At 43.4% G+C, this 21,455-nt stretch carries 21 protein-coding genes; all 21 read left to right on the forward strand.

Annotated features, from left to right (window positions below):
• Positions 1–119: 119 nt before the first annotated feature.
• The 21 genes from M1J35_RS02975 (at position 120) to M1J35_RS03075 (ending at position 21,399) form a co-directional block, all read left to right on the forward strand.
• Positions 120–887, forward strand: coding sequence for a TatD family hydrolase (locus M1J35_RS02975; RefSeq protein WP_061810601.1), 768 nt, complete (start codon positions 120–122; stop codon positions 885–887).
• A 250-nt stretch (positions 888–1,137) separates the two neighbouring features.
• Positions 1,138–2,373 (forward strand): G5 and 3D domain-containing protein, encoded by a 1,236-nt coding sequence (locus M1J35_RS02980; protein ID WP_244886941.1) that lies wholly within the window; start codon positions 1,138–1,140, stop codon positions 2,371–2,373.
• Positions 2,374–2,491: 118 nt separating this feature from the next.
• Complete coding sequence (rnmV, locus tag M1J35_RS02985) at positions 2,492–3,052, forward strand: ribonuclease M5 (RefSeq protein ID WP_229597140.1); 561 nt, start codon at positions 2,492–2,494, stop codon at positions 3,050–3,052.
• A complete protein-coding gene (gene rsmA / locus M1J35_RS02990; RefSeq protein WP_224522382.1) occupies positions 3,045–3,923 on the forward strand; it encodes a 16S rRNA (adenine(1518)-N(6)/adenine(1519)-N(6))-dimethyltransferase RsmA in 879 nt (292 codons plus the stop codon). Before rnmV ends, rsmA begins: the two co-directional genes overlap by 8 nt.
• Positions 3,924–4,154: 231 nt before the next feature.
• Complete coding sequence (gene yabG, locus M1J35_RS02995; protein WP_079534934.1) at positions 4,155–5,048, forward strand: sporulation peptidase YabG; 894 nt, start codon at positions 4,155–4,157, stop codon at positions 5,046–5,048.
• 300 nt (positions 5,049–5,348) lie between these two features.
• Positions 5,349–5,618, forward strand: coding sequence for a biofilm formation stimulator Veg (gene veg / locus M1J35_RS03000; protein WP_032085220.1), 270 nt, complete (start codon positions 5,349–5,351; stop codon positions 5,616–5,618).
• A gap of 119 nt (positions 5,619–5,737) precedes the next feature.
• Entirely contained in the window at positions 5,738–5,920 is a 183-nt protein-coding gene (locus tag M1J35_RS03005) for an alpha/beta-type small acid-soluble spore protein (RefSeq protein WP_034762960.1), read from the forward strand.
• Between the two features lie 230 nt (positions 5,921–6,150).
• Positions 6,151–7,005 carry a 4-(cytidine 5'-diphospho)-2-C-methyl-D-erythritol kinase gene (ispE, locus tag M1J35_RS03010; RefSeq protein ID WP_254652743.1) on the forward strand — a complete coding sequence of 285 codons (855 nt, stop codon included), beginning with the start codon at positions 6,151–6,153 and terminating at the stop codon, positions 7,003–7,005.
• A 71-nt stretch (positions 7,006–7,076) separates the two neighbouring features.
• Positions 7,077–7,913, forward strand: a complete 837-nt coding sequence (gene purR / locus M1J35_RS03015; RefSeq protein ID WP_224522381.1) for a pur operon repressor — start codon at positions 7,077–7,079, stop codon at positions 7,911–7,913.
• Between the two features lie 15 nt (positions 7,914–7,928).
• Complete coding sequence (locus tag M1J35_RS03020) at positions 7,929–8,303, forward strand: RidA family protein (protein ID WP_224522380.1); 375 nt, start codon at positions 7,929–7,931, stop codon at positions 8,301–8,303.
• A gap of 171 nt (positions 8,304–8,474) precedes the next feature.
• Complete coding sequence (spoVG, locus tag M1J35_RS03025; protein WP_032085215.1) at positions 8,475–8,768, forward strand: septation regulator SpoVG; 294 nt, start codon at positions 8,475–8,477, stop codon at positions 8,766–8,768.
• A gap of 413 nt (positions 8,769–9,181) precedes the next feature.
• A complete protein-coding gene (gene glmU / locus M1J35_RS03030; protein WP_254652744.1) occupies positions 9,182–10,555 on the forward strand; it encodes a bifunctional UDP-N-acetylglucosamine diphosphorylase/glucosamine-1-phosphate N-acetyltransferase GlmU in 1,374 nt (457 codons plus the stop codon).
• A gap of 13 nt (positions 10,556–10,568) precedes the next feature.
• On the forward strand, positions 10,569–11,528 hold the full coding sequence (locus M1J35_RS03035; RefSeq protein WP_034762970.1) for a ribose-phosphate diphosphokinase: 960 nt from the start codon (positions 10,569–10,571) through the stop codon (positions 11,526–11,528).
• Positions 11,529–11,772: 244 nt separating this feature from the next.
• A complete protein-coding gene (locus M1J35_RS03040) occupies positions 11,773–12,426 on the forward strand; it encodes a 50S ribosomal protein L25/general stress protein Ctc (protein WP_034762972.1) in 654 nt (217 codons plus the stop codon).
• Positions 12,427–12,511: 85 nt separating this feature from the next.
• Positions 12,512–13,069, forward strand: coding sequence for an aminoacyl-tRNA hydrolase (gene pth / locus M1J35_RS03045; protein ID WP_254652745.1), 558 nt, complete (start codon positions 12,512–12,514; stop codon positions 13,067–13,069).
• Between the two features lie 115 nt (positions 13,070–13,184).
• A complete protein-coding gene (locus M1J35_RS03050) occupies positions 13,185–13,415 on the forward strand; it encodes an anti-sigma-F factor Fin (RefSeq protein WP_034762976.1) in 231 nt (76 codons plus the stop codon).
• 85 nt (positions 13,416–13,500) lie between these two features.
• The gene (gene mfd / locus M1J35_RS03055) at positions 13,501–17,031 is read left to right on the forward strand and encodes a transcription-repair coupling factor (RefSeq protein ID WP_224522378.1); all 3,531 of its coding nucleotides are present in this window, start codon (positions 13,501–13,503) and stop codon (positions 17,029–17,031) included.
• A 295-nt stretch (positions 17,032–17,326) separates the two neighbouring features.
• Positions 17,327–17,863: a stage V sporulation protein T gene (gene spoVT / locus M1J35_RS03060; RefSeq protein ID WP_034762981.1), complete on the forward strand. Its 537-nt coding sequence runs from the start codon at positions 17,327–17,329 to the stop codon at positions 17,861–17,863.
• Positions 17,864–18,019: 156 nt separating this feature from the next.
• On the forward strand, positions 18,020–19,636 hold the full coding sequence (locus tag M1J35_RS03065) for a putative polysaccharide biosynthesis protein (protein WP_254652746.1): 1,617 nt from the start codon (positions 18,020–18,022) through the stop codon (positions 19,634–19,636).
• Between the two features lie 13 nt (positions 19,637–19,649).
• Positions 19,650–21,110: a bifunctional methyltransferase/pyrophosphohydrolase YabN gene (gene mazG / locus M1J35_RS03070; protein ID WP_254652747.1), complete on the forward strand. Its 1,461-nt coding sequence runs from the start codon at positions 19,650–19,652 to the stop codon at positions 21,108–21,110.
• Between the two features lie 22 nt (positions 21,111–21,132).
• Positions 21,133–21,399, forward strand: coding sequence for an RNA-binding S4 domain-containing protein (locus M1J35_RS03075; protein WP_034763029.1), 267 nt, complete (start codon positions 21,133–21,135; stop codon positions 21,397–21,399).
• Positions 21,400–21,455 lie beyond the last annotated feature (56 nt).

Consider the following 21,455-nt stretch of genomic DNA (forward strand, 5'->3'; position numbering starts at 1 on the left):
AACTCTGTAAATAAAAAATATCCAAGTAAACCATAATATGTAATATGAATGTTACATGAATGTGATGCTTGTCATGCGTTTTTATATTAAACTTATCTTTATTACAAGGAGTGTCTTATATGCTATTTGATACACATGTTCATTTGAATGCTGAACAATTTGACGAAGATCTGGAGGAGGTATTGTCAAGGGCAAGAGAAGCTGGAGTCGAAAAAATGGTGGTTGTCGGCTTTGACCGTCCGACCATTAATCGGGCCATGGAACTCATTGGTCAATATGATTTTCTATATGCCGCAATCGGGTGGCATCCAGTGGATGCAATTGATATGAATGATGAGGATTTAGCTTGGATAGAAGAACTTTCACAGCACCCTAAAGTCGTTGCTATAGGGGAGATGGGGCTTGACTATCATTGGGACAAATCCCCCAAGGATGTTCAAAAAGAAGTATTCCGAAAACAGATTCAACTAGCTAAGAAAGTAAAACTCCCGATCGTCATACACAACCGTGAAGCCACACAGGATATCGTGGATATTCTCAGGGAAGAAGGAGCGGAGGAAGTAGGAGGGATCATGCACTGCTTCAGTGGAAGTCCTGAAATCGCTCAAGAATGTGTAGAAATGAATTTCTATATTTCCCTTGGAGGTCCCGTAACGTTCAAGAATGCCAAGAAACCTAAAGATGTGGCTAAAGAAATCCCGCTTGAGAAGCTTCTAATTGAAACCGATTGTCCTTATCTCGCTCCTCATCCGTATAGAGGGAAGAGAAATGAACCGGCTTACGTGAAGCTTGTAGCGGAACAAATCGCGGAATTGAAAGAAGTGTCTTTGGAGGAAGTAGAAAGGATCACAACAGAAAACGCAATAAAATTATTCAACATAAACTGACATCAGATATTGTCGAGAATTGAGAGAGCTTGTCTTAATAGTTAAGTAAAACAAAAAGTTCTACATAGGAATCGTGTTTCATAGGATAAACGTGTCGATAACTCTCTCTTTTCTTTTTCTTGCATTTTCTGCATAATATGTTTTGTGTTCCCCGGGTTGTAATATTTTGCTAGATTAGGTTAGAAGAAGCAAGGGTTGACAGTCACTGGATAACTCTATATAATCACTCCGAGAAAAGGAGGCGTTTTTCATGAACTTTAAAGCCATGAAAAGCCTGTTTTCCAAGTCTTTGAGTCGAAGGAAATGGATTGTTACAATCGGAACCATCGTAACATCGGCAGCTGTATTCGGAATTCTTTTTTATGAAGGATCGAAGAACACTGTAGCATTGACCTTAGACGGCGAGCAAAAAGAGATTAGGACGCATGCAAACACGATTCAAGATATATTAAAAGAATTAGAGATTTCACCCCGCTCAGAAGACTATTTGTACCCCTCGGGGAATACGAAGGTTTCAAATAACATGAATATCGTTTGGGAACCGGCAAAACAGGTAGGGATAGCAGTAGGTGGCCAGGAGAAAAAAATCTGGACGACTGCTGAAACAGTAAAAGAGTTACTCTCCGAAAATGAAATCCAAGTAGGAGAACATGATAAGGTCCAACCCGGCTTATCAGAAAAAGTAACAGGGAACATGAATGTAAAGATTGATACCGCATTTTCACTTAAGCTTGTAAACGGTGGAAAAGAACAAAAGGTATGGTCTACTTCGACTACGGTCGCTGACTTTTTAAAGCAACAAGGAATTACACTAAAAGATTCAGACCGTGTTGAACCAAGTTTAGACAAAGTTGTTAAAGCAAATGATGTCGTAAATGTCGTTCGAGTTGAAAAAGTCACCGATGTAGTGGAAGAGACAAAGAATTTCACCGTTATTTCCAAGAAGGACTCCGACCTTTCAAAAGGAAAAGAGAAAGTCGTTCAAGAAGGCAAAAACGGAAAAGTTGAAAAGAAGTATGAAATCGTAAAAGAGAATGGTAAAGAGGTTTCCAGAAAATTAGTGAGTGAAAAAGTCGTGGAAGAAAGTCAGGATAAAATCGTCAATGTCGGAACAAAGGTTTTAGTGGCCCAGGTTTCACGTGGACGTTCTTCATCCTCATCATCCAGTGCAGAAGCATCAGCCGCTCCTAGTGGCGGACGGGAATTCTATGTCAGTTCTACTGCGTACACAGCTTCATGTAATGGATGCTCCGGCCATACGGCTACAGGCATCAATCTGAAATCGAATCCTAACGTTAAAGTGATCGCAGTCGATCCTTCCGTTATTCCTTTAGGTTCAAAGGTCTATGTGGAAGGCTATGGATATGCTGTTGCGGCAGATACAGGCGGAGCGATCAAAGGGAATAAAATCGATGTATTCTTCGCATCCAAATCAGACGCTTATCGTTGGGGAAGAAAAACAATCAAAGTGAAAATATTGAACTAGGAGCAGGGTGTTTTCCTGCTTTTTTTTATTTCTCGGTTAAAACCGTTATAATAGCTTTAGGTCTTCATTTATTAGACGAATTGAAGTGCAAAAATGTTTCAACTTTTTTGGAGGAATTATGAAAATCAAAGAAATCATTGTGGTGGAAGGAAAGGACGATACGGTAGCCATTCAGCGTGCCGTCGATGCAGATACGATCGAAACGAATGGTTCTGCGGTTTCTCCTGTTACTATAGAGAAAATTAAGCACGCCCAGGAAAAAAGGGGCGTTATCATATTTACGGATCCCGATTATCCGGGAGAACGAATTCGGAAGATTGTGAGTGAAGCGGTACCCGGATGCAAGCATGCCTTTGTACATAAGAAAGACGCGCTGCCGAAATCAGGCAGGGGGATAGGTGTCGAACATGCAAGCCCGGACGTCATAAGGGAGTCCTTGAAGGAAGCTCATTTATTGGATGTCGATCAGGTGGAAATCATTTCGAAAGAAGATCTGATCGATGCCGGTTTGATCGGAAGCCCGCAGTCGAAGGACAGGCGAATAGCCCTTGGTGAGAAGCTTAGAATCGGATACACTAATGGAAAACAGCTGCAGAAACGTTTACGGATGTTTAATATTCAAAAAGAAGAATTTAAAAAAGCGTTAATGGAAATCATTCAGGAGGAAGAACATGCATAAAGATATTGCAACCCCGATACGAACAAAGGAAATCCTTACAAAGTACGGATTTTCATTTAAGAAGAGTCTTGGTCAGAATTTTTTAATTGATCCCAATATTTTAAGGAACATAACGGAATATGCAGGACTATCCGAGAAAACAGCGGCTATTGAAATCGGACCTGGAATCGGAGCCCTGACAGAACATCTTGCCCGTACTTCGGGAAAAGTTGTAGCCTTTGAGATCGATCAGCGACTGATCCCGATCCTGGATGACACCCTGTCTCCTTATGATAATGTGAAAATAATAAATGAAGATATCCTTGAAGCGGATGTTGAAGCGATCATAAACAGAGAATTTGAAGGATTCGACGATATTATGGTGGTAGCCAATCTTCCGTATTACGTCACCACGCCCATCATCCTGAAATTATTAATGGAACGTCTCCCGATCAGGGGAATATGCGTCATGCTCCAAAAGGAAGTAGGGGACCGTATTTCAGCTCAACCGGGAACAAAGGCATATGGATCACTTTCCATCGCCATTCAGTATTATACAGAGGCTGAGATGGTCATGACTGTCCCTAAAACGGTCTTTATGCCCCAGCCGAATGTAGACTCTGCCGTCATCCGCCTGACGAAGCGTGAGAAGCCTCCTGTAGAGGTTATCAGTGAAGACTTCCTATTTACCGTTACACGCTCGTCCTTCGCTCAAAGAAGAAAGACGATTTTGAATAACTTAACGAGTCAACTCCCTCAGGGGAAGGAAAAGAAAGAGCTGATCCTGGAGGCATTATCCCAAGCTGGCGTCGAACCTACCCGCAGGGGGGAGACACTGACGATACAGGAATTCGGCCGCTTAAGCGATGAGTTGTACCCGAATTTCAACTAAAGCATGCATAAATGGCTAAACGTGAAGGAGCGTTTAGCCATTTTTTTGTATATGTTAACTGATCAGTCCACTCCCATTTTATTGACACGGAATATTCCGGGAGTGCATAGGTTATCACAGGGAATATTTACTTAATGGATGATAAGGAAGGGCTTTGAGAAGGGCAGGCGGATGCAGACCCTCCTCGGCTTGTTGATTTCCTATTTTGTTTTATCAACCAATGTTTAGCCCATGGGAGTGACTGATGTGAATATCGAAATCAATGATGTCGTAGGTCGCCTTTCATATCGATGTGATATTTTATTCAGGGTAATAGATATCCGCATGATAGATGGTCATAAAACGGCAGTACTGTATGGTGAAGATTTTCGATTAATAGCGGATGCTCCTTTTCATGATTTGAAGAAGATGGACCCTAGAGAACAGGACCGCATTGCGCAGGAATTTCGTTCGAAAGAAGAACAATCCCTCGACCTGTTCCGACAGGATATAGAGCTTCTCAAGTATAAGCAGGAATACAGGGTCACGAATGCTTATCGAGACGATTACAACTATTTCCAAGTCCCGGGGAAAGTGCTTCATCTTGATGGAGATCCCAGCTATTTAAGAAAATGCCTAGATCTTTATGAGAAAATCGGTGTCCCGGTTAAAGGCGTACACTGTAGTGAAACAGAAATGCCTAACCAAATCGGATCCCTTATCGATAAATATAGACCGAATATTATTGTATTAACAGGTCACGATGCCTACTCCAAGTCGAAAGGGGCCAAGGCTGATATCAACGCGTACCGCCATTCGAAGTATTTTGTTCAGGCAGTAAGGGAGGCCCGCAGCAAATCCCCCCACCTGGATCAGCTTGTGATCTTCGCCGGCGCCTGTCAATCCCACTTTGAATCTCTGATCCATGCAGGTGCCAACTTCGCGAGTTCCCCCTCAAGAGTCAATATCCATGCCCTCGATCCTGTTTATATCGTAGCAAAGATCTGTTTCACGGGATTTAAAGATTCGGTGAATGTCTGGGATGTCATCCGCAATACACTGACAGGAGACAAAGGATTGGGTGGAATCGAGACGAAAGGTGTACTTCGGACGGGAATGCCATACAAAATCACAGAAGAAGAATAGGGAAGGTTCGACAAAACCTTCTAAGACCTTACAATTACTTGTAGGGTCTATTTCCTTTTTAGGTGACATATACTGGTTGGGTGGTGATTTTTTAACCTTGTCGCGACTTGTCAAGCCGCCTCCGCTTTTATTGTTTACATAATTTTTCATTCATTGGGGAATGTTAGGGTTGTAGAAAAAACGTACTTTTTGTTGAATAAAATATATTGACAGGTGTTCATGATTCTTGTTAAAATAATAAATTTATTTGACTAAAATTACATAATGTGTTATATTTAATAACAGTGAGGTGGAAGCGAAATGCCAAAAACATTAGCCGACATTAAAAGATCCCTTGATTCTAATCTGGGGAAACGTTTAATGCTTAAAGCAAACGGTGGACGTCGAAAAACAATTGAGCGTTCAGGTGTTCTAGCCGAAACGTATCCTTCTGTATTCGTGGTTCAGCTGGATCAAGAAGAGAATGCGTTCGAACGAGTTTCTTACAGCTATGCAGATGTTCTCACTGAGACAGTTCAATTAACATTTTATGATGAAGCAACAGGAAATATCATCTTTAGCCAGCAGTAGACAATTGTTTGCTGCTTTTTTATTTGTTTATAAATACATGATTTACATATGATCTTTCAACATTATTTAACCTTTCCGTACACATACTAACCATGTGGTGCAACTAAAGGAGGTAGACAATGAGTAGAAGAAGAGGGATCATGTCTGACCAATTAAAAGAGGAAATCGCTCAGGAATTAGGGTTCTATGACGTTGTTCAGAAGGATGGCTGGGGTGGGATCACGTCCCGGGACGCAGGGAATATGGTAAAGCGTGCAGTTGAGCGCGCAAGCCGGCAGCTGTCCGAACATCATACTCACTAACTCTTTTACACATATGGATTACATCTTTTATCAGTACCATATACAAAAGGTCGCCTAAAAAGTGTCATGCTTTTCCGGCGGCCCTTTTTTATAAGAGGCAACGCCATCTTTCCTATCAGTACTTTACGTGATAAAATAACATACTTATATGAGTATGTTTAGAAGTTAACACTCTCTATAATAAGTGTATGATACAATATAACAAAGAGTATTGGTAAGAAGGTGATGATATGAGGTTATTAGTAAAGGCGCCGGCAAAAATTAACCTATCACTTGATGTTTTACATAAACGTTCAGATGGTTACCATGAAGTTGAGATGGTTATGACGACAATCGATTTAGCGGATAGAATTGAACTGACGAATCTTTCAGACGATACGATCAAAATTCTTTCCCACAATCGATTTGTGCCGGATGATGGAAGAAACCTTGCCTATCAGGCTGCACATCTGTTGAAAGAGAAATTAAACATCAAGAAGGGTGTAGCCATTTCCATCGATAAAGTGATCCCTGTGGCAGCAGGGTTGGCAGGGGGAAGCAGTGATGCGGCTGCGACCTTGAAAGGGCTGAATCGTTTATGGGATTTAGGTCTGAGTATGGACGAACTGGCAGAGCTGGGTGCTGAAATCGGTTCTGATGTATCCTTCTGTGTTTATGGAGGGACAGCCCTGGCGTCGGGAAGAGGAGAGAAGATCAAACATCTTCCTGCTCCCCCGAACTGCTGGGTGATCCTGGCCAAACCGACGATAGGCGTTTCAACAGCGGATGTGTATAAAAATCTGGACTTGAAAAACATACAGCATCCGGATACCAGCGCAATGGTATCAGCTTTAGAACATGGGAATTATCGTAATATTTGCTCCAATCTCGGGAATGTACTCGAATCGGTTACATTGGATATGCATCCGGAAGTATCCCAGATTAAAGATCAAATGGAGCGGTTCGGTGCCGATGCCGTTCTGATGAGCGGAAGCGGCCCGACAGTATATGGATTGGTGCAATATGAATCAAGACTTCATCGAATCTACAATGGTTTAAGAGGTTTTTGTGATCAAGTTTTCGCAGTGCGCATGCTTGGAGATTAAGAGCTCTTGCCGAAATCCGTATATTAATGATATATTTACTTTATAATATTCGGATTTAGGAGGTTTCTTTGGTGAAGTTTAAGCGCAGCGAACGATTGATTGATATGACGCACTATTTATTAGAACGGCCCCACCAACTTGTGCCCTTGACTTTTTTCTCTGAACGGTACGGTTCTGCCAAGTCTTCTATCAGTGAAGACTTGACGATTGTAAAGGAAACATTTGAGGGACGGGGTGTCGGAACGGTACAAACGGTTCCCGGGGCAGCAGGTGGAGTGAAATATGTACCAAAGGTAAACAGTCAGGAAGCGAAGGCTATGATTGAAGAGCTATGTGTCCACCTGGAAAGCTCCGATCGACTATTACCGGGCGGTTACCTTTATATGACCGATCTGCTTGGTAACCCTCAGCTCATGAAGAGTGTCGGCAAATTACTGGCATCCGCATTTGCTGAAAAAGATATAGACGTCATTATGACGGTCGCAACGAAGGGGATCCCGATTGCCAATGCGATTGCCTCATATTTGAATGTACCAGTGGTCATTGTCAGAAGGGACAGCCGTGTAACCGAAGGATCGACAGTGAGCATCAATTATGTGTCCGGTTCATCGAAGAGAATCCAATCCATGGTTCTTTCTAAAAGAAGTTTGAAGGAAGGGTCCAAAGTATTGGTTGTCGATGATTTCATGAAAGCTGGCGGGACCATCAATGGAATGAAAAACCTGTTGGAAGAGTTTTCTGCCACCTTGTCGGGGATCGGGGTTCTGGTTGAATCCAATAGCATGGACGGACGATTGGTGGATGATTATGTTTCATTGTTGAAATTGTCTGATGTAAATGAAAAGGATAAGCAGATTTCCTTAACGGAAGGAAATTACTTTCAATCCGATCTAACATTTTTACCATAAGGGGAGGCATTTACTATGCGTGTAGTTTCTACTAAGGAAGCACCGGCAGCAATCGGGCCATATTCACAAGGTATTGTCGTAAATAATTTGTTCTACAGTTCAGGACAGATTCCTTTAACGGCCGAGGGTTCAATGATCGAAGGAGATGTAGTGGAGCAGACGCATCAAGTGTTCCGCAATCTTCAAGCTGTACTATCGGAAGCTGGGGCTTCCTTCGAAACAGTGGTCAAAGCAACGGTCTTCATCAAGGATATGAATGATTTCGGGGCAATCAATGAAGTGTATGGGGAATATTTCAGCAACCACAAGCCGGCCCGTTCTTGTGTGGAAGTAGCCCGCTTACCTAAAGATGCTCAGGTTGAAATTGAAGTAATCGCACTCGTGAAGTAATCTTCACGGGTGTTTTTTTGTATCAAAAAAGAAGCGTAGTTCAAATGGAATGGTTGAATGAATGGAAAAAATAAAACTTTTCAAAAAATTTTACAATTTAAGAAGGAATATCTAAATAATTCGTTGAATACATAGAGTAGATTTCATCTAGGGAAAAAGGTGGTGAACAGAATGGAAGTAACAGACGTAAGATTACGCCGAGTAAACACCGATGGTCGCATGAGAGCTATCGCATCTATTACGCTGGATAATGAATTTGTTGTTCATGACATTCGCGTGATTGATGGGAACAATGGCTTATTTGTAGCGATGCCAAGTAAGCGGACTCCGGATGGAGAATTCCGTGATATTGCTCATCCAATCAATTCGGGTACCCGCGGCAAGATTCAAGACGCCGTTTTAGCTGAGTACCACCGTTTAGGAGAGCTGGAAGAAGTTGAGTTAGAAGAAGCTGGGGCTTCCTAATAGGATCTATAGCATCAAGAGCCTACTTTTTGTAAGGCTCTTTTTTTTTGTCTTCTGGAGCCCCTTTTTAAAAAGCGCTGGTTCTTACGTTTTTTGTATACCCAGGCTTATAGAAAGGCGAAACCTCTAAATGAACATTTTTTGTTTTTTTGTGGGAAAGAAAATTCGACATTGTGCCTTCCGCTTTTCTGCGCTGTCCAGCTCCGGCGGCTAGAGGCTCGAGGTCATAAGCTAAATTGACCAAAAAGGCAAAGAACGCCTTTCCGGTCAATTCATCTTATGCTTGTCGGGCCTGGGCAAGCCGCCTCCGCTTTTCTGTTTGTCAAATATATGTACTTTTACATGAATCCTTGAAATGGTAGAGTTTTTAGGATATATTCGTTATGGATAAAAAGGTTATTGGAGGACCAAAAATGACAAATCGATATGCCGTTATATTAGCTGCCGGGCAAGGTACGAGAATGAAGTCGAAGCTTTATAAAGTTCTTCATCCTGTGTGTGGCAAGCCGATGGTGGAACATGTGGTCGACCAAATTTCAACACTACATATAGAGAAGACTGTCACGATCATCGGTCATGGTGCTGAGCTTGTGAAGTCGCATTTAGAAGGCAAGAGTGATTTCGCTCTTCAGGCTGAGCAGTTAGGGACAGCTCATGCTGTGATGCAGTCTGAAGATGTCCTGGGTGACTTGGAAGGAACGACTTTAGTGGTATGTGGCGATACGCCGCTCATTAAAGGAGAAACGATGGAAGCACTGGTGCAGCATCATGAAGGACAGGGTGCCAAAGCGACCATTTTGACGGGCCATACGGAATTCCCTGATGGATATGGACGGATCATCCGTAACCAGGATGGATTAGTGGAACGCATTGTGGAACATAAAGATGCAAGTGAAGAAGAACGAAGCGTGAAAGAAATTAATACCGGAACGTATTGTTTTGATAATAAAGCGTTATTCGATGCCCTGAAGAAGGTTTCGAATGATAACGTACAAGGTGAATATTATTTGCCGGATGTCATTGAGATCCTTCAATCGGAAGGTGAAATCGTCAGTGCCTATCAGACAAGTGACTTTGATGAGACGCTTGGTGTCAACGATCGCGTGGCCCTTTCTCAAGCAGAGATCACAATGAAAAAGCGCATCAATGAATTCCATATGCGCAATGGTGTAACGATCAAAGATCCCAACAATACGTATATCGATGCAGATGTAACGATCGGAAGAGATACCGTGATCCTGCCTGGCACAGTGCTTCAAGGCAGCACATCGATCGGTGAAGATGCCATGATCGGACCGAACTCCGAGGTGAAGGATTGTCAGATCGGGGACCGTACAGTCTTGAAGCAGTCTGTGGCTCATGACAGTTCGATCGGAGCGGATGTTCAAATCGGGCCATTTGCTCATATCCGCCCTGCTTCTACCATTGAAGATGAAGTGAAGATCGGTAACTTTGTAGAAATCAAGAAAGCAACATTCGGTAAAGCGAGTAAGGCCTCACATTTAAGCTACATTGGTGATGCTGAAGTCGGACGTGACGTCAACATCGGGTGTGGATCGATCACCGTGAACTATGATGGGAAGAATAAGCACCTGACAAAGATTGAAGACGGTGTATTTGTAGGCTGCAATTCTAATCTGGTTGCCCCTGTCAGCATAGGGAAAGGTGCCTACATTGCCGCTGGTTCTACCATTACTGAGGATGTTCCCGGTGAGTCTCTTTCCATTGCAAGAGCTCGCCAAGTAAATAAAGAAAATTATGTTCAAAATCTAAATCATAAGAAATAATGGGAGGTCCACAATGCCAAACTCTTATATTAATTCCAAGTTGAAAATCTTCTCTCTTAATTCTAACTACCATCTTGCAAAGGAAATTGCAGATGAAGTAGGAGTGGAATTAGGTAAATCGTCCGTGAAACGTTTTAGTGACGGTGAAATCCAAATCAACATTGAAGAAAGTATCCGTGGTTGTGACGTATTTGTCATCCAATCCACTTGTCAGCCGGTAAATGAAAACCTGATGGAGCTTCTGATCATGGTGGATGCCCTGAAACGTGCTTCTGCCAAGACGATTAACATCGTGATGCCTTATTATGGTTATGCCCGCCAAGACCGTAAAGCTAGAGCGCGTGAGCCGATCACTGCTAAATTAGTGGCGAACCTTTTAGAAACAGCCGGTGCTACACGTGTCATCACACTGGATCTGCATGCTCCTCAAATTCAAGGTTTCTTCGATATCCTGATCGATCACCTCATGGGTGTGCCGATTTTAGCGGATTACTTTGAAGAAAGAGGATTCAATACGGAAGATCTTGTTATCGTATCTCCGGACCATGGAGGGGTGACGAGAGCACGTAAGCTTGCAGAACGTCTGAAAGCGCCTATCGCCATCATTGATAAGCGTCGTCCAAAGCCGAATGTGGCAGAGGTGATGAACATCGTCGGTAATATCGACGGGAAAATCGCGATCTTGATCGATGATATCATTGACACTGCCGGTACGATTACACTGGCAGCCAATGCATTGGTTGAAAACGGAGCGAAAGAAGTCTTTGCCTGCTGTACGCACCCGGTTCTTTCTGGTCCTGCCATCGAGCGCATTGAAAACTCCAACATCAAAGAATTGGTTGTGACGAACTCCATCCCATTGGGTGAAGAGAAAATGATCGGTAAAGTGAAGTCCCTGTCAGTGGCTCCTTTGATCAGCGAAGCGATCATCCGCATCTACGAGCAACAATCTGTCAGCACGCTTTTTGATTAAGAATTAATATTTGTAGTTTGTGCATAGAAAGAAGAGCTTGTCCTTTTAATCTTAGGACCAGCTCTTCTTTTTTCGTTTTCCGGCTCCTGTCGGAAAGTCTTGAGACCCTTATCTGCCAACATCCTTGAAGCACTCTTCCTGTAATGAATTGATTTTTCTATGTTTATTTCAAATCACATTAGGGTAATTACTATATATAGAACTTTAACTAACATAAAAGATTAGGGAAGGTGTTGGATTAGACATGGCAACAGAATTAAAAGCAAATACCAGGAAAGATTTTAAACGATCTTCATTAACAAAGCTGAGACATGAGGGGAATATCCCGGGAGTCGTGTACGGCTACAAAGCAGATAATACACCGATTATGGTAGATGCCATTACATTCATTAAAACCATCCGTGAAGTAGGAAGAAACGGTATCATTTCTTTAAATGTAGATGGCAATAAACAAAACGTTATTTTAAGTGATTACCAGCAGGATCATCTGAAGGATGCTGTCACGCATGTGGACTTCCTTGCTGTGAATATGTCAGAAGAAATCGATGCGGATGTTCGTATTGAGCTTGTAGGAGAAGCGGCCGGCGTGAAAGACGGCGGCGTAATGCAGCAACCTCTGCATGAGGTATCTGTAACAGCGAAACCAAATGATATCCCTGAATCCATCGAAGTGGATGTAACCGAGCTCCAAGTGGGAGAAACGGTAACGATCAGTGATATCCGTGATAAGTACAGCGTCACTCTCAATGAAGAAGATGACCGCACCATTGCTTCCATCCTTGCTCCAAGACAGGAAGAAGAAATCGACAGTGGTGAAGAGCAGGAAGCTGGCACACCTGAGAATGAAGAAGGAAGAGAATCGGAAGCCAGTGATGAAAGCGAATCGAAGGAAGAGTAAAAAATCAATATTTTTTGGCGTAACCTTTTGCAGGTTGCGCTTTTTACGTTATTCTAGAGGTATAAGGTCAGAAGAGGTGTGAGAAATGAAATTAATCGTTGGGCTCGGGAACCCGGGATCACAATATGAGAAGACGAGACATAATATCGGTTTCGTTATTATAGATGCATTAGCCGATCGACTGGGCGTTTCGTTGAACCAGTCCAAATTTAAAGGGGTTTACGGCACATATCATCATAAAGGTGAAAAGGTCGTGCTGTTAAAGCCCCTTACGTATATGAATCTGTCAGGGGAAAGCATTGTACCCCTGATGGATTATTTTGAAATTGAAGATGAGGATTTACTTGTCATTTATGATGACCTGGACTTGCCTGTAGGAAAATTAAGATTAAGGCAAAAGGGGAGTGCCGGGGGGCATAATGGCATTAAATCGACCATTGCCCATTTAGGTTCCCAGCAGTTTAATCGTCTGCGGGTGGGCATCGACCGTCCGACCAACGGAATGAGCGTGCCGGATTACGTCCTGGGCAAATTTTCGAAGGAAGAGCAGCCTGAACTGGATAAAGCTATTTCTTCAAGCGTGGAAGCATGTGAAACCTGGTTGGATAGACCATTCCTTGAGGTCATGAATAAATTCAACTGACCATGTCATATACTGAATGTCCAGGGTCCCTTTATCGTCAATCCTTTCCTGGGTCTGAATAACTCCCTTCTAACAGGTTCATACTAACAGTATAAATGTGTATGGAGGGAAAGATATGGCGATCCATTATCAGTGTCGGCATTGCGGAACGAATGTCGGGACTCTTTCAAATGTGTCCGTTCATTCCGAACAGCTTGGGATTCATATGCTGACGGATGAAGAGCGGCTACATATGGTTCACTATCAGGACAACGGGGACATCCAAGTGAAAACGATCTGTGAAGATTGTCAGGAGAGCCTGGAGAGAAATCCGGACTACCATGAATTAGATCATATCATTCAGTAAGAACGCTTTGGTGAAGAGCCAAAGCATTTTTCTGTTTATACTTTTAGATCATTTATAGAAAGAACCACAGGGGAGGAGCGTACACTTGAAAGGTATTTTAAAGCAGGTTCACCAAAGTGAAGAACTACAGTCCATCATCGCTGGAGTGGAGGAGCGTCTGTCTGAACAACTTGTGGCAGGATTATCGGGCTCATCCCGGACAGCTTATATAGCAGATGTCTATCTACAAACGAATAAATCTACCCTAGTGGTGACGCATAATTTGTTTCAGGCACAAAAAGTTTATGATGACCTCATTCAATTTTTGTCTGAGGACGAAGTATATTTATATTCTGCTAATGAGCTGATCGCAGCAGAGCTAAGTGTGGCAAGTCCCGAGTTGAGGGCACAACGGATCGAAGTATTGAATAAGCTTTCCAATCATCAAAAGGGTGTCTATATTGTACCTGTTGCCGGATTGCGAAAAATCCTTCCACCTCAATCGATGTGGGCAACGAATCAGATCCGTTTTCAAATGGGTGAAGATATCGACTTGGATGAAATCTTAAATCAGCTGGTGCAAATGGGCTATCAACGGACAGGGATGGTTAGCACACCTGGTGAATTCAGCCTTCGCGGGGGGATTGTCGACATTTTTCCGTTAACCACTCAGAACCCTGTCCGGATTGAATTATTCGACACTGAAATTGATTCGATCCGCCTTTTTTCGGTTGAAGATCAGCGTTCGATTGATAAACTCAATGAGATTGAAATAGGCCCTGCCACAGAGGTCTTATTGAAGTATGAAAATATGGAGAGGCTTATTCATGAAATCAACGCAGGTCTTTCCACAAGCTTGAAGAAGGTCAAATCGGCGGCCGTAAAAGAGAAGATGACAGAGTACATAGGGTATGAGGTGAGTCAGCTCGAAAATGGGCAGGTTCCTGAGCAAATCTTTAAGTACCTGTCCCTCGCATATGAAAAGCCTAGTAGTTTGCTAGATTATTTACCAGATGACGGGGTTCTATTCTTTGATGAATACAGTCGCGTCCAGGAAATGAGTGAATCCCTGGAGAAAGAGGAAGCGGAATGGTTTACCTCCCTGCTTCAGGAAGGACAAATCATTCAAGACGTTCCTGTGTCCCACACGTTTTCTTCGTTAGTTAGTAAGACGAAGCTGCCAAAGGTGTATTTCTCATTGTTCCTGCGCCATATTCCGAATACCAGTCCACAAAACATCTTCAATGTTTCAACGAAGCCCATGCAGAATTTCCATGGGCAGATGAACGTATTGAAGGCAGAGTTGGATAGGTGGAAAAAAGGAAGATATACCGTTGTCTTGTTAGGACCGGATGAAGAACGCGTAAAGAAGCTTCAAAGGGTACTGGACGATTACAAGATTGAGATTGCCTTTGTCGAAGATGGAGATAAGCTCCTGCCGGGAACGATCCAGATGATCAATGGAAGCCTGACAAGCGGATTTGAGCTCCCTCTTCAGAAACTTGCGGTTATTACAGAAGAAGAATTGTTCAATAAGAAAACCCAAAAGAAGCCGAGAAGGCAGAAACTTTCAAACGCAGAGAGGATCAAAAGTTACTCTGAGCTGAAAGTCGGGGACCATGTGGTTCATGTGAATCACGGGATCGGTAAATTCCTTGGGATCGAAACATTGGAGATCAACGGGGTGCACAAAGATTATCTCCATGTGAAGTATCAGGGGAATGACAAACTTTATGTACCGGTCGATCAAATTGAACTGGTCCAGAAATATGTTGCCTCGGAAAATAAGGATCCAAAGCTTTATAAACTGGGTGGAAGTGAATGGAAGAAGGTCAAGTCGAAGGTTCAATCTTCCGTTCAGGATATCGCCGATGATTTGATCAAGCTTTATGCTGAACGGGAAGCTGCAAAAGGCTATGCCTTCTCTCCTGATGGGGACATGCAGAGAGAATTTGAAATGGCTTTCCCTTATGAAGAAACAGATGATCAACTGCGCTCTGTCAGTGAAATCAAGCACGATATGGAAAGAGAACGTCCGATGGACCGGTTATTGTGTGGGGACGTAGGATATGGAAAGACCGAGGTTGCGATCAGGGCTGCCTTCAAGGCGATTGCAGATGGGAAACAGGTGGCCATCCTCGTGCCCACCACCATCCTTGCTCAACAGCATTATGAAACCATCAAAGAGCGTTTTCAGGACTTCCCAGTGGAAATCGGTTTATTAAGCCGTTTCCGCACGAGGAAGCAGCAGCAGGAGACAACGAAGGGACTTAAGACCGGAACGGTGGATATTGTAGTGGGAACCCACCGACTTCTCTCAAAAGACATTCAATACCGTGATATAGGACTCTTGATCATCGATGAAGAACAAAGGTTCGGTGTCACGCATAAAGAGAAGATCAAACAATTAAAAACGAATATCGACGTTCTGACCTTAACGGCTACGCCGATTCCCCGCACCCTTCATATGTCGATGCTCGGTGTAAGGGATTTATCGGTTATTGAAACGCCGCCTGAAAACCGGTTCCCGGTTCAGACCTATGTAATGGAGTACAACGGTGCCCTGATTAAAGAAGCGATTGAAAGGGAAATGGCAAGGAATGGCCAGGTGTATTTCCTCTATAATCGTGTCGAAGATATTGAAAGAAAAGCCGATGAAATCTCCATGCTCGTACCGGATGCCCGGATTGCCTATGCTCATGGTCAAATGAGCGAGAATGAGCTCGAAGCCGTCATACTAAGCTTCCTTGCAGGAGAATATGATGTGCTAGTCACAACCACGATAATTGAAACCGGTGTAGACATTCCGAACGTCAATACGTTGATTGTGTTTGATGCCGACCGGATGGGCTTATCCCAGTTGTACCAATTAAGAGGACGGGTAGGGCGTTCAAACAGGGTTGCCTATGCCTATTTTACTTATCGTAAAGATAAGGTCCTGACAGAAGTGGCAGAAAAGCGATTGCAGGCGATCAAAGAATTCACGGAACTGGGATCCGGGTTCAAAATTGCCATGCGTGACTTGACGATCCGTGGAGCGGGTAACCTCCTCGGGGCGCAGCAGCACGGATTCATCGATTCTGTCGGATTCGACCTGTACTCCCAAATGCTGAAAGAAGCCATCGAAGAACGAAAAGGAGATCTTCCGAAGCAGCCTGAATCAAGCTTTGAAGTGGACATTGAAATCGACGCTTATATTCCGGATGATTATATTAAGGATGGTCATCAAAAGATCGAAATGTATAAACGGTTCCGATCCCTTTCTTCCCTTCCTGAAATCGAGGAACTCGAAGAAGAGATCCTGGACCGGTTCGGTGAATATCCGGAAGAGGTGGGCTACTTATTCCTCATCTCTGAAATGAAGATCTATGCGAAGAATACAAAGCTCGAATCCATCAAGCAGGATAAGAAAACGGTGAATATCTTTATGTCGCCGGAAGGAACGGCACAGATCGACGGTTCCAAAGTATTCAATCTTTGCAATAAACACGGCCGTGCAGTCGGACTTGGAATGGAAGGATCCAAGCTCAAAATCTCGATTAACACAACACGCTTGGAACCGTCCAAATGGTTTAACATGGCATATGACATCATCAAACATCTGGATGAAGCGGTAAAAATAGAAGAAAACGTGTGATCATTTCATCAATTCGACACAAACCAGTGGCATTTCTTCCCTTCGTTATAATAATGTAACCAAAATGTAAACGCGTGGATTGTTTCACTCTACTATGATAAGGGTATTAGTATTTATGCAGCTGCCAACAATGGAAAAAGATACCTGCATTAGAATTTTAGTGAAATTACAGAAAAAATAACTGAATGTGTATAGAACTTCTAAGTTGTAAGATACTAAACTCAACAATGGTAAAGTATTCAACAAGGATGCATTGCCAAATAAAAATCATCTGATGAAAGTGAGGCAACTATAGATGAAAGCAACTGGTATTGTTCGTCGTATTGATGATTTAGGACGTGTCGTCATTCCGAAAGAAATTCGCAGGACATTAAGGATTCGCGAGGGAGATCCCCTGGAAATCTTCGTTGATCGTGACGGAGAAGTCATCTTAAAGAAATATTCCCCAATCAGTGAACTTGGTGACTTTGCTAAGGAATATGGCGAAGCATTGTACGACAGTTTGGGAAGTGCCGTGTTAATTTGTGATCGGGATGCAGTCATCGCCATCTCCGGCGCTTCAAAGAAAGAGTATTTAAATAAGAACATCAGTGAACTCATCGAGAAGGTAATGGATGACCGCACGTCTCTATTACACACTCAACAGGGACAAGCTGAGCTTGTAGAAGGACACGGTGAGGATCTTGCTTCCTATACGATCGCTCCGATTGTCGCAAATGGAGATCCGATTGGTGCCGTTGCGATTTTCTCAAAGGACCGTACAGTAGGCGAAGTGGAACAAAAGGCAGTAGAAACGGCAGCTGGCTTTTTAGCAAGACAAATGGAGTCATAACGTAAAGGAGTGGCAAATCGCCGCTCTTCTTTTTTTGTCGTCATCCCCATTCGAGAAAACATACAACCCTTTATGGTAAAATGACCAGTATATAAATGATTTTTCTTCGGTCTGTCAAGACTTGAAGTAAGAGGTAAAGAAAGGCAGGAAAACGGGTTGAGTCAGAAGTACTCCTCCAGCCGATTTTTGAAAGGGGCCATGGTATTAACGGTTGCGGCATTGGTAACCAAATTATTAAGTGCCGTTTATCGGATCCCTTTTCAAAATATTGTTGGAGATATCGGGTTTTATATATATCAGCAGGTGTATCCGTTCTACGGAATTGCCATCGCTCTATCCACCTATGGATTCCCTGTCATCATTTCAAAGATGGTTGCAGAGAAATTAGAAGGAGAGGATGAAGAGGGTGCAAAGAGAGTGGCCGTCACCTCCTTTTTATTCCTTTGTTTCGTTGGTTTTTCCTGGTTTCTGCTCGTCTACTTCGGTTCAGGCGTGATCGCACGTTGGATGGGAGATCCCCTGCTGAAGCCGTTACTTCAAGTGATTTCTTTATCGTTCCTATTATTAGCCCCCCTCTCTGTCATCAGGGGGTATTATCAAGGGAAAGAAGATATGGTGCCAACGGCTGTTTCTCAAGTGACGGAACAAGCAATCAGGGTGGCGACGATTCTGATTTTTTCGACCATCCTTGTATCTCAAGGGTACTCTTTATACATGACAGGGAAAGGTGCGCTGTTCGGGTCGATTACCGGTGGTCTGGGCGGACTTCTTGTTCTTCTTACTTTCCTTACTGCGCGGAGGGAAAAGCTGTTTTCACGTAAATATCTTTCTCTTCCTGCCGATTACGTACAGATCTGGTCCCGGTTATTCAAGAACGGAACAGCTATCTGTGTAAGTGCCATGTTGCTCGTCTTACTCCAATTTGTGGATTCATTAAATGTATACTCCCTTCTTCTGTCATCAGGGATGGAAGCGGAAAGCGCGAAAACGTGGAAGGGGATTTATGACCGGGGACAACCCTTTGTCCAGCTCGGGACGGTAGTGGCTACCTCCATTTCACTGACCATCGTTCCATTGGTGACAAATGCCTATCTCAAAAGAAGAGAATCTTTAGTAAGGGAGTACAGTCAGCTTTCCCTTAAGATCAGCATCACCATCGGATTCGCTGCCACGCTGGGAATCATCAATATCATGGTGCCGACCAATACGATGCTATTTGAAAATGCCCTCGGTTCCAAGGTCATCGCTGTCTTCTGTCTATCGATATTCTTCAGCTGCCTTATTTTGACGTTTGCAGGCATCTTTCAGGGAATCGGGAGAATTTATTACCCGGCATTCTGTATCCTGATGGGGATTTTCGTGAAATACCTCGGAAATGCCTGTCTCATCCCAGTGATGGGAGTCATGGGGGCATCGGTCTCGACTGTTGGCTCTTTAAGTATCATTGCCATCATGATGGTGATCAAGCTTAGAAAATGGTTTCCGATCCGATTCTTTACGTTCTCTTTTTATAAGACATTGCTGCTGAGCGGAGCGGCCATGACGATTGGATTACAGGGGCTGATGTGGATATATGATACACTTTTGGATAATGGAATGCCCGGGCGTCCGCTTTCCGTCCTTTTTTCAATAGGAGGCGTTTGTATCGGCGGCATCCTTTTTTTGATCGTGTTTTTAAGAGGGAATGTCCTTTCAAGAGAAGACATCAGTTTCTTGCCCTTTGGGAGTAAATGGGTGTGGTTGATGAATAAAGTTCAGCCGAATAATAAGTAGCGAGGAGATTAACATGAATACGATAACGATCGTCGGGTTAGGCGCAGGAGATATAGAACAGTTGCCATTGGGAGTATACAGGAGGATTAAGAACAGTTCACACCTTTACTTGAGGACGGATCAGCATCCCGTCGTAAATGATTTAATAGCAGAAGGGATCACCTATCATTCTTTCGATGCTGTCTATGAAAAACATGATCAGTTCGATCTCGTATATGAAGAGATTGTTCAAAACCTGATCACGGCATCAGAAGAGCATTCCCTTGTCTATGCCGTTCCGGGTCACCCATTGGTTGCAGAAAAGGCTGTCCAAATGCTGTTGGACCTACATAAAGAAGGGACAATCCACGTTGAAATCGGCGGTGGACAGAGCTTTATCGATGCCCTGTTTGCTTCTGTGGGAGCGGATCCGATTGATGGATTCCAGCTCCTTGATGGTACCAGCTTAAAGCTTCATGATATCCAAATGAACCAGCAGCTCATCATCGGGCAGGTGTATGATGCCTTCATCGCTTCTGAAGTGAAGCTCACTCTGATGGAGCTTTATCCGTATGATTATGAGGTCTCCCTTGTAACGGCTGCCGGAAGTACGGAAGAAAAGGTGGAGCGGATCCCGCTGGTGGAGCTTGACCGGGTTGCTGATCTCAGTAATTTGACAAGCCTCTATGTTCCGGCTGTCGAGGAAATGGAATCCTCCTTTAAGCAATATGCGACATTAAGGGAAATCATTTCGACGCTTCGCGGACCGAATGGCTGCCCATGGGACAAAGAACAAACCCACCATTCACTCAAGAAATATCTCCTTGAGGAAACATATGAGCTACTGGAAGCCATCGAGGAAGAAGATATTGATCATATGATCGAAGAGATGGGGGATGTCCTCCTTCAAATCATGCTCCATGCACAAATAGGCGAGGATGAGGGCATGTTCACCATGGAAGAAGTCATCGAAGGACTGGCGTCCAAGATGGTCCGGAGACATCCTCATGTATTCGGAACCGTTCAAGTGGAAAACACGGAGCAGGTGAAAGCAAACTGGGACGAAATCAAGAAACGTGAAAAACAGGACAACAAGGAACCGATGCTTAAGAATGTGGCAAAAGGTATGCCTGCTCTCATGAAGGCATTTGAATATCAGAAAAAAGCTGCAAAAGTGGGCTTTGATTGGGCAGACCCTAAAGGTGCCTGGGAGAAAGTATGGGAAGAATTAAAGGAATTTGAAAGAGAAGTCGAGAATAATAGTGAACACGACATGAAAAAAGAATTTGGAGATGTGTTATTCGCTCTGATCAATGTGGCCAGATTTTATAAGATTTTCCCTGAGGAAGCATTAGCCATGACGAACACGAAGTTTTACCGCAGGTTTTCCTATGTGGAAGAACAAGTAATGAAATCGGGTAAGAGTTTTGAAGATTTTACATTGGAAGAGTTGGACCGATTTTGGAACGAAGCGAAAAAGATGAATATCGAATAAGGGGAAATGTACAATGGTATCCATGAGATTAGATAAATTTTTAAAAGTATCCAGGCTCATAAAAAGAAGAACCCTGGCGAAAGAGATTGCCGACCAGGGACGTATCACTGTGAATGGGCAACAGGCCAAAGCAAGCTCCAATGTAAAAGTAGGGGATGAACTAAGCGTAAGGTTTGGCCAGAGAATTATGAGGGTAAAGATTGAAAGGCTTCTTGAAACAACGAAAAAAGAAGAAGCAAGCGGGCTTTATTCCGTCCTTTCAGAGGAAAGGGTCGAGGAAACGGAGTAAGGGATACATAGCATTTGGTCTGTTATTTGGTTCTATTTTTCCTCTATACACATAAA

The organism is Rossellomorea sp. KS-H15a (assembly GCF_024195245.1).
Lineage (GTDB): Bacteria > Bacillota > Bacilli > Bacillales > Bacillaceae_B > Rossellomorea > Rossellomorea vietnamensis.

Excerpts from the sequence above, each read along its gene's own strand:
- rsmA (WP_224522382.1), top strand. The coding sequence starts at position 3,045 with ATGCATAAAGATATTGCAACCCCGATACGAACAAAGGAAATCCTTACA.
- M1J35_RS02980 (WP_244886941.1), top strand. The coding sequence starts at position 1,138 with ATGAACTTTAAAGCCATGAAAAGCCTGTTTTCCAAGTCTTTGAGTCGA.
- rnmV (WP_229597140.1), top strand. The coding sequence starts at position 2,492 with ATGAAAATCAAAGAAATCATTGTGGTGGAAGGAAAGGACGATACGGTA.
- yabG (WP_079534934.1), top strand. The coding sequence starts at position 4,155 with ATGGGAGTGACTGATGTGAATATCGAAATCAATGATGTCGTAGGTCGC.
- spoVG (WP_032085215.1), top strand. The coding sequence starts at position 8,475 with ATGGAAGTAACAGACGTAAGATTACGCCGAGTAAACACCGATGGTCGC.
- M1J35_RS03040 (WP_034762972.1), top strand. The coding sequence starts at position 11,773 with ATGGCAACAGAATTAAAAGCAAATACCAGGAAAGATTTTAAACGATCT.
- spoVT (WP_034762981.1), top strand. The coding sequence starts at position 17,327 with ATGAAAGCAACTGGTATTGTTCGTCGTATTGATGATTTAGGACGTGTC.
- glmU (WP_254652744.1), top strand. The coding sequence starts at position 9,182 with ATGACAAATCGATATGCCGTTATATTAGCTGCCGGGCAAGGTACGAGA.
- M1J35_RS03020 (WP_224522380.1), top strand. The coding sequence starts at position 7,929 with ATGCGTGTAGTTTCTACTAAGGAAGCACCGGCAGCAATCGGGCCATAT.
- ispE (WP_254652743.1), top strand. The coding sequence starts at position 6,151 with ATGAGGTTATTAGTAAAGGCGCCGGCAAAAATTAACCTATCACTTGAT.
- mazG (WP_254652747.1), top strand. The coding sequence starts at position 19,650 with ATGAATACGATAACGATCGTCGGGTTAGGCGCAGGAGATATAGAACAG.
- M1J35_RS02975 (WP_061810601.1), top strand. The coding sequence starts at position 120 with ATGCTATTTGATACACATGTTCATTTGAATGCTGAACAATTTGACGAA.
- pth (WP_254652745.1), top strand. The coding sequence starts at position 12,512 with ATGAAATTAATCGTTGGGCTCGGGAACCCGGGATCACAATATGAGAAG.
- M1J35_RS03075 (WP_034763029.1), top strand. The coding sequence starts at position 21,133 with ATGAGATTAGATAAATTTTTAAAAGTATCCAGGCTCATAAAAAGAAGA.
- M1J35_RS03005 (WP_034762960.1), top strand. The coding sequence starts at position 5,738 with ATGAGTAGAAGAAGAGGGATCATGTCTGACCAATTAAAAGAGGAAATC.
- M1J35_RS03035 (WP_034762970.1), top strand. The coding sequence starts at position 10,569 with ATGCCAAACTCTTATATTAATTCCAAGTTGAAAATCTTCTCTCTTAAT.
- veg (WP_032085220.1), top strand. The coding sequence starts at position 5,349 with ATGCCAAAAACATTAGCCGACATTAAAAGATCCCTTGATTCTAATCTG.
- M1J35_RS03050 (WP_034762976.1), top strand. The coding sequence starts at position 13,185 with ATGGCGATCCATTATCAGTGTCGGCATTGCGGAACGAATGTCGGGACT.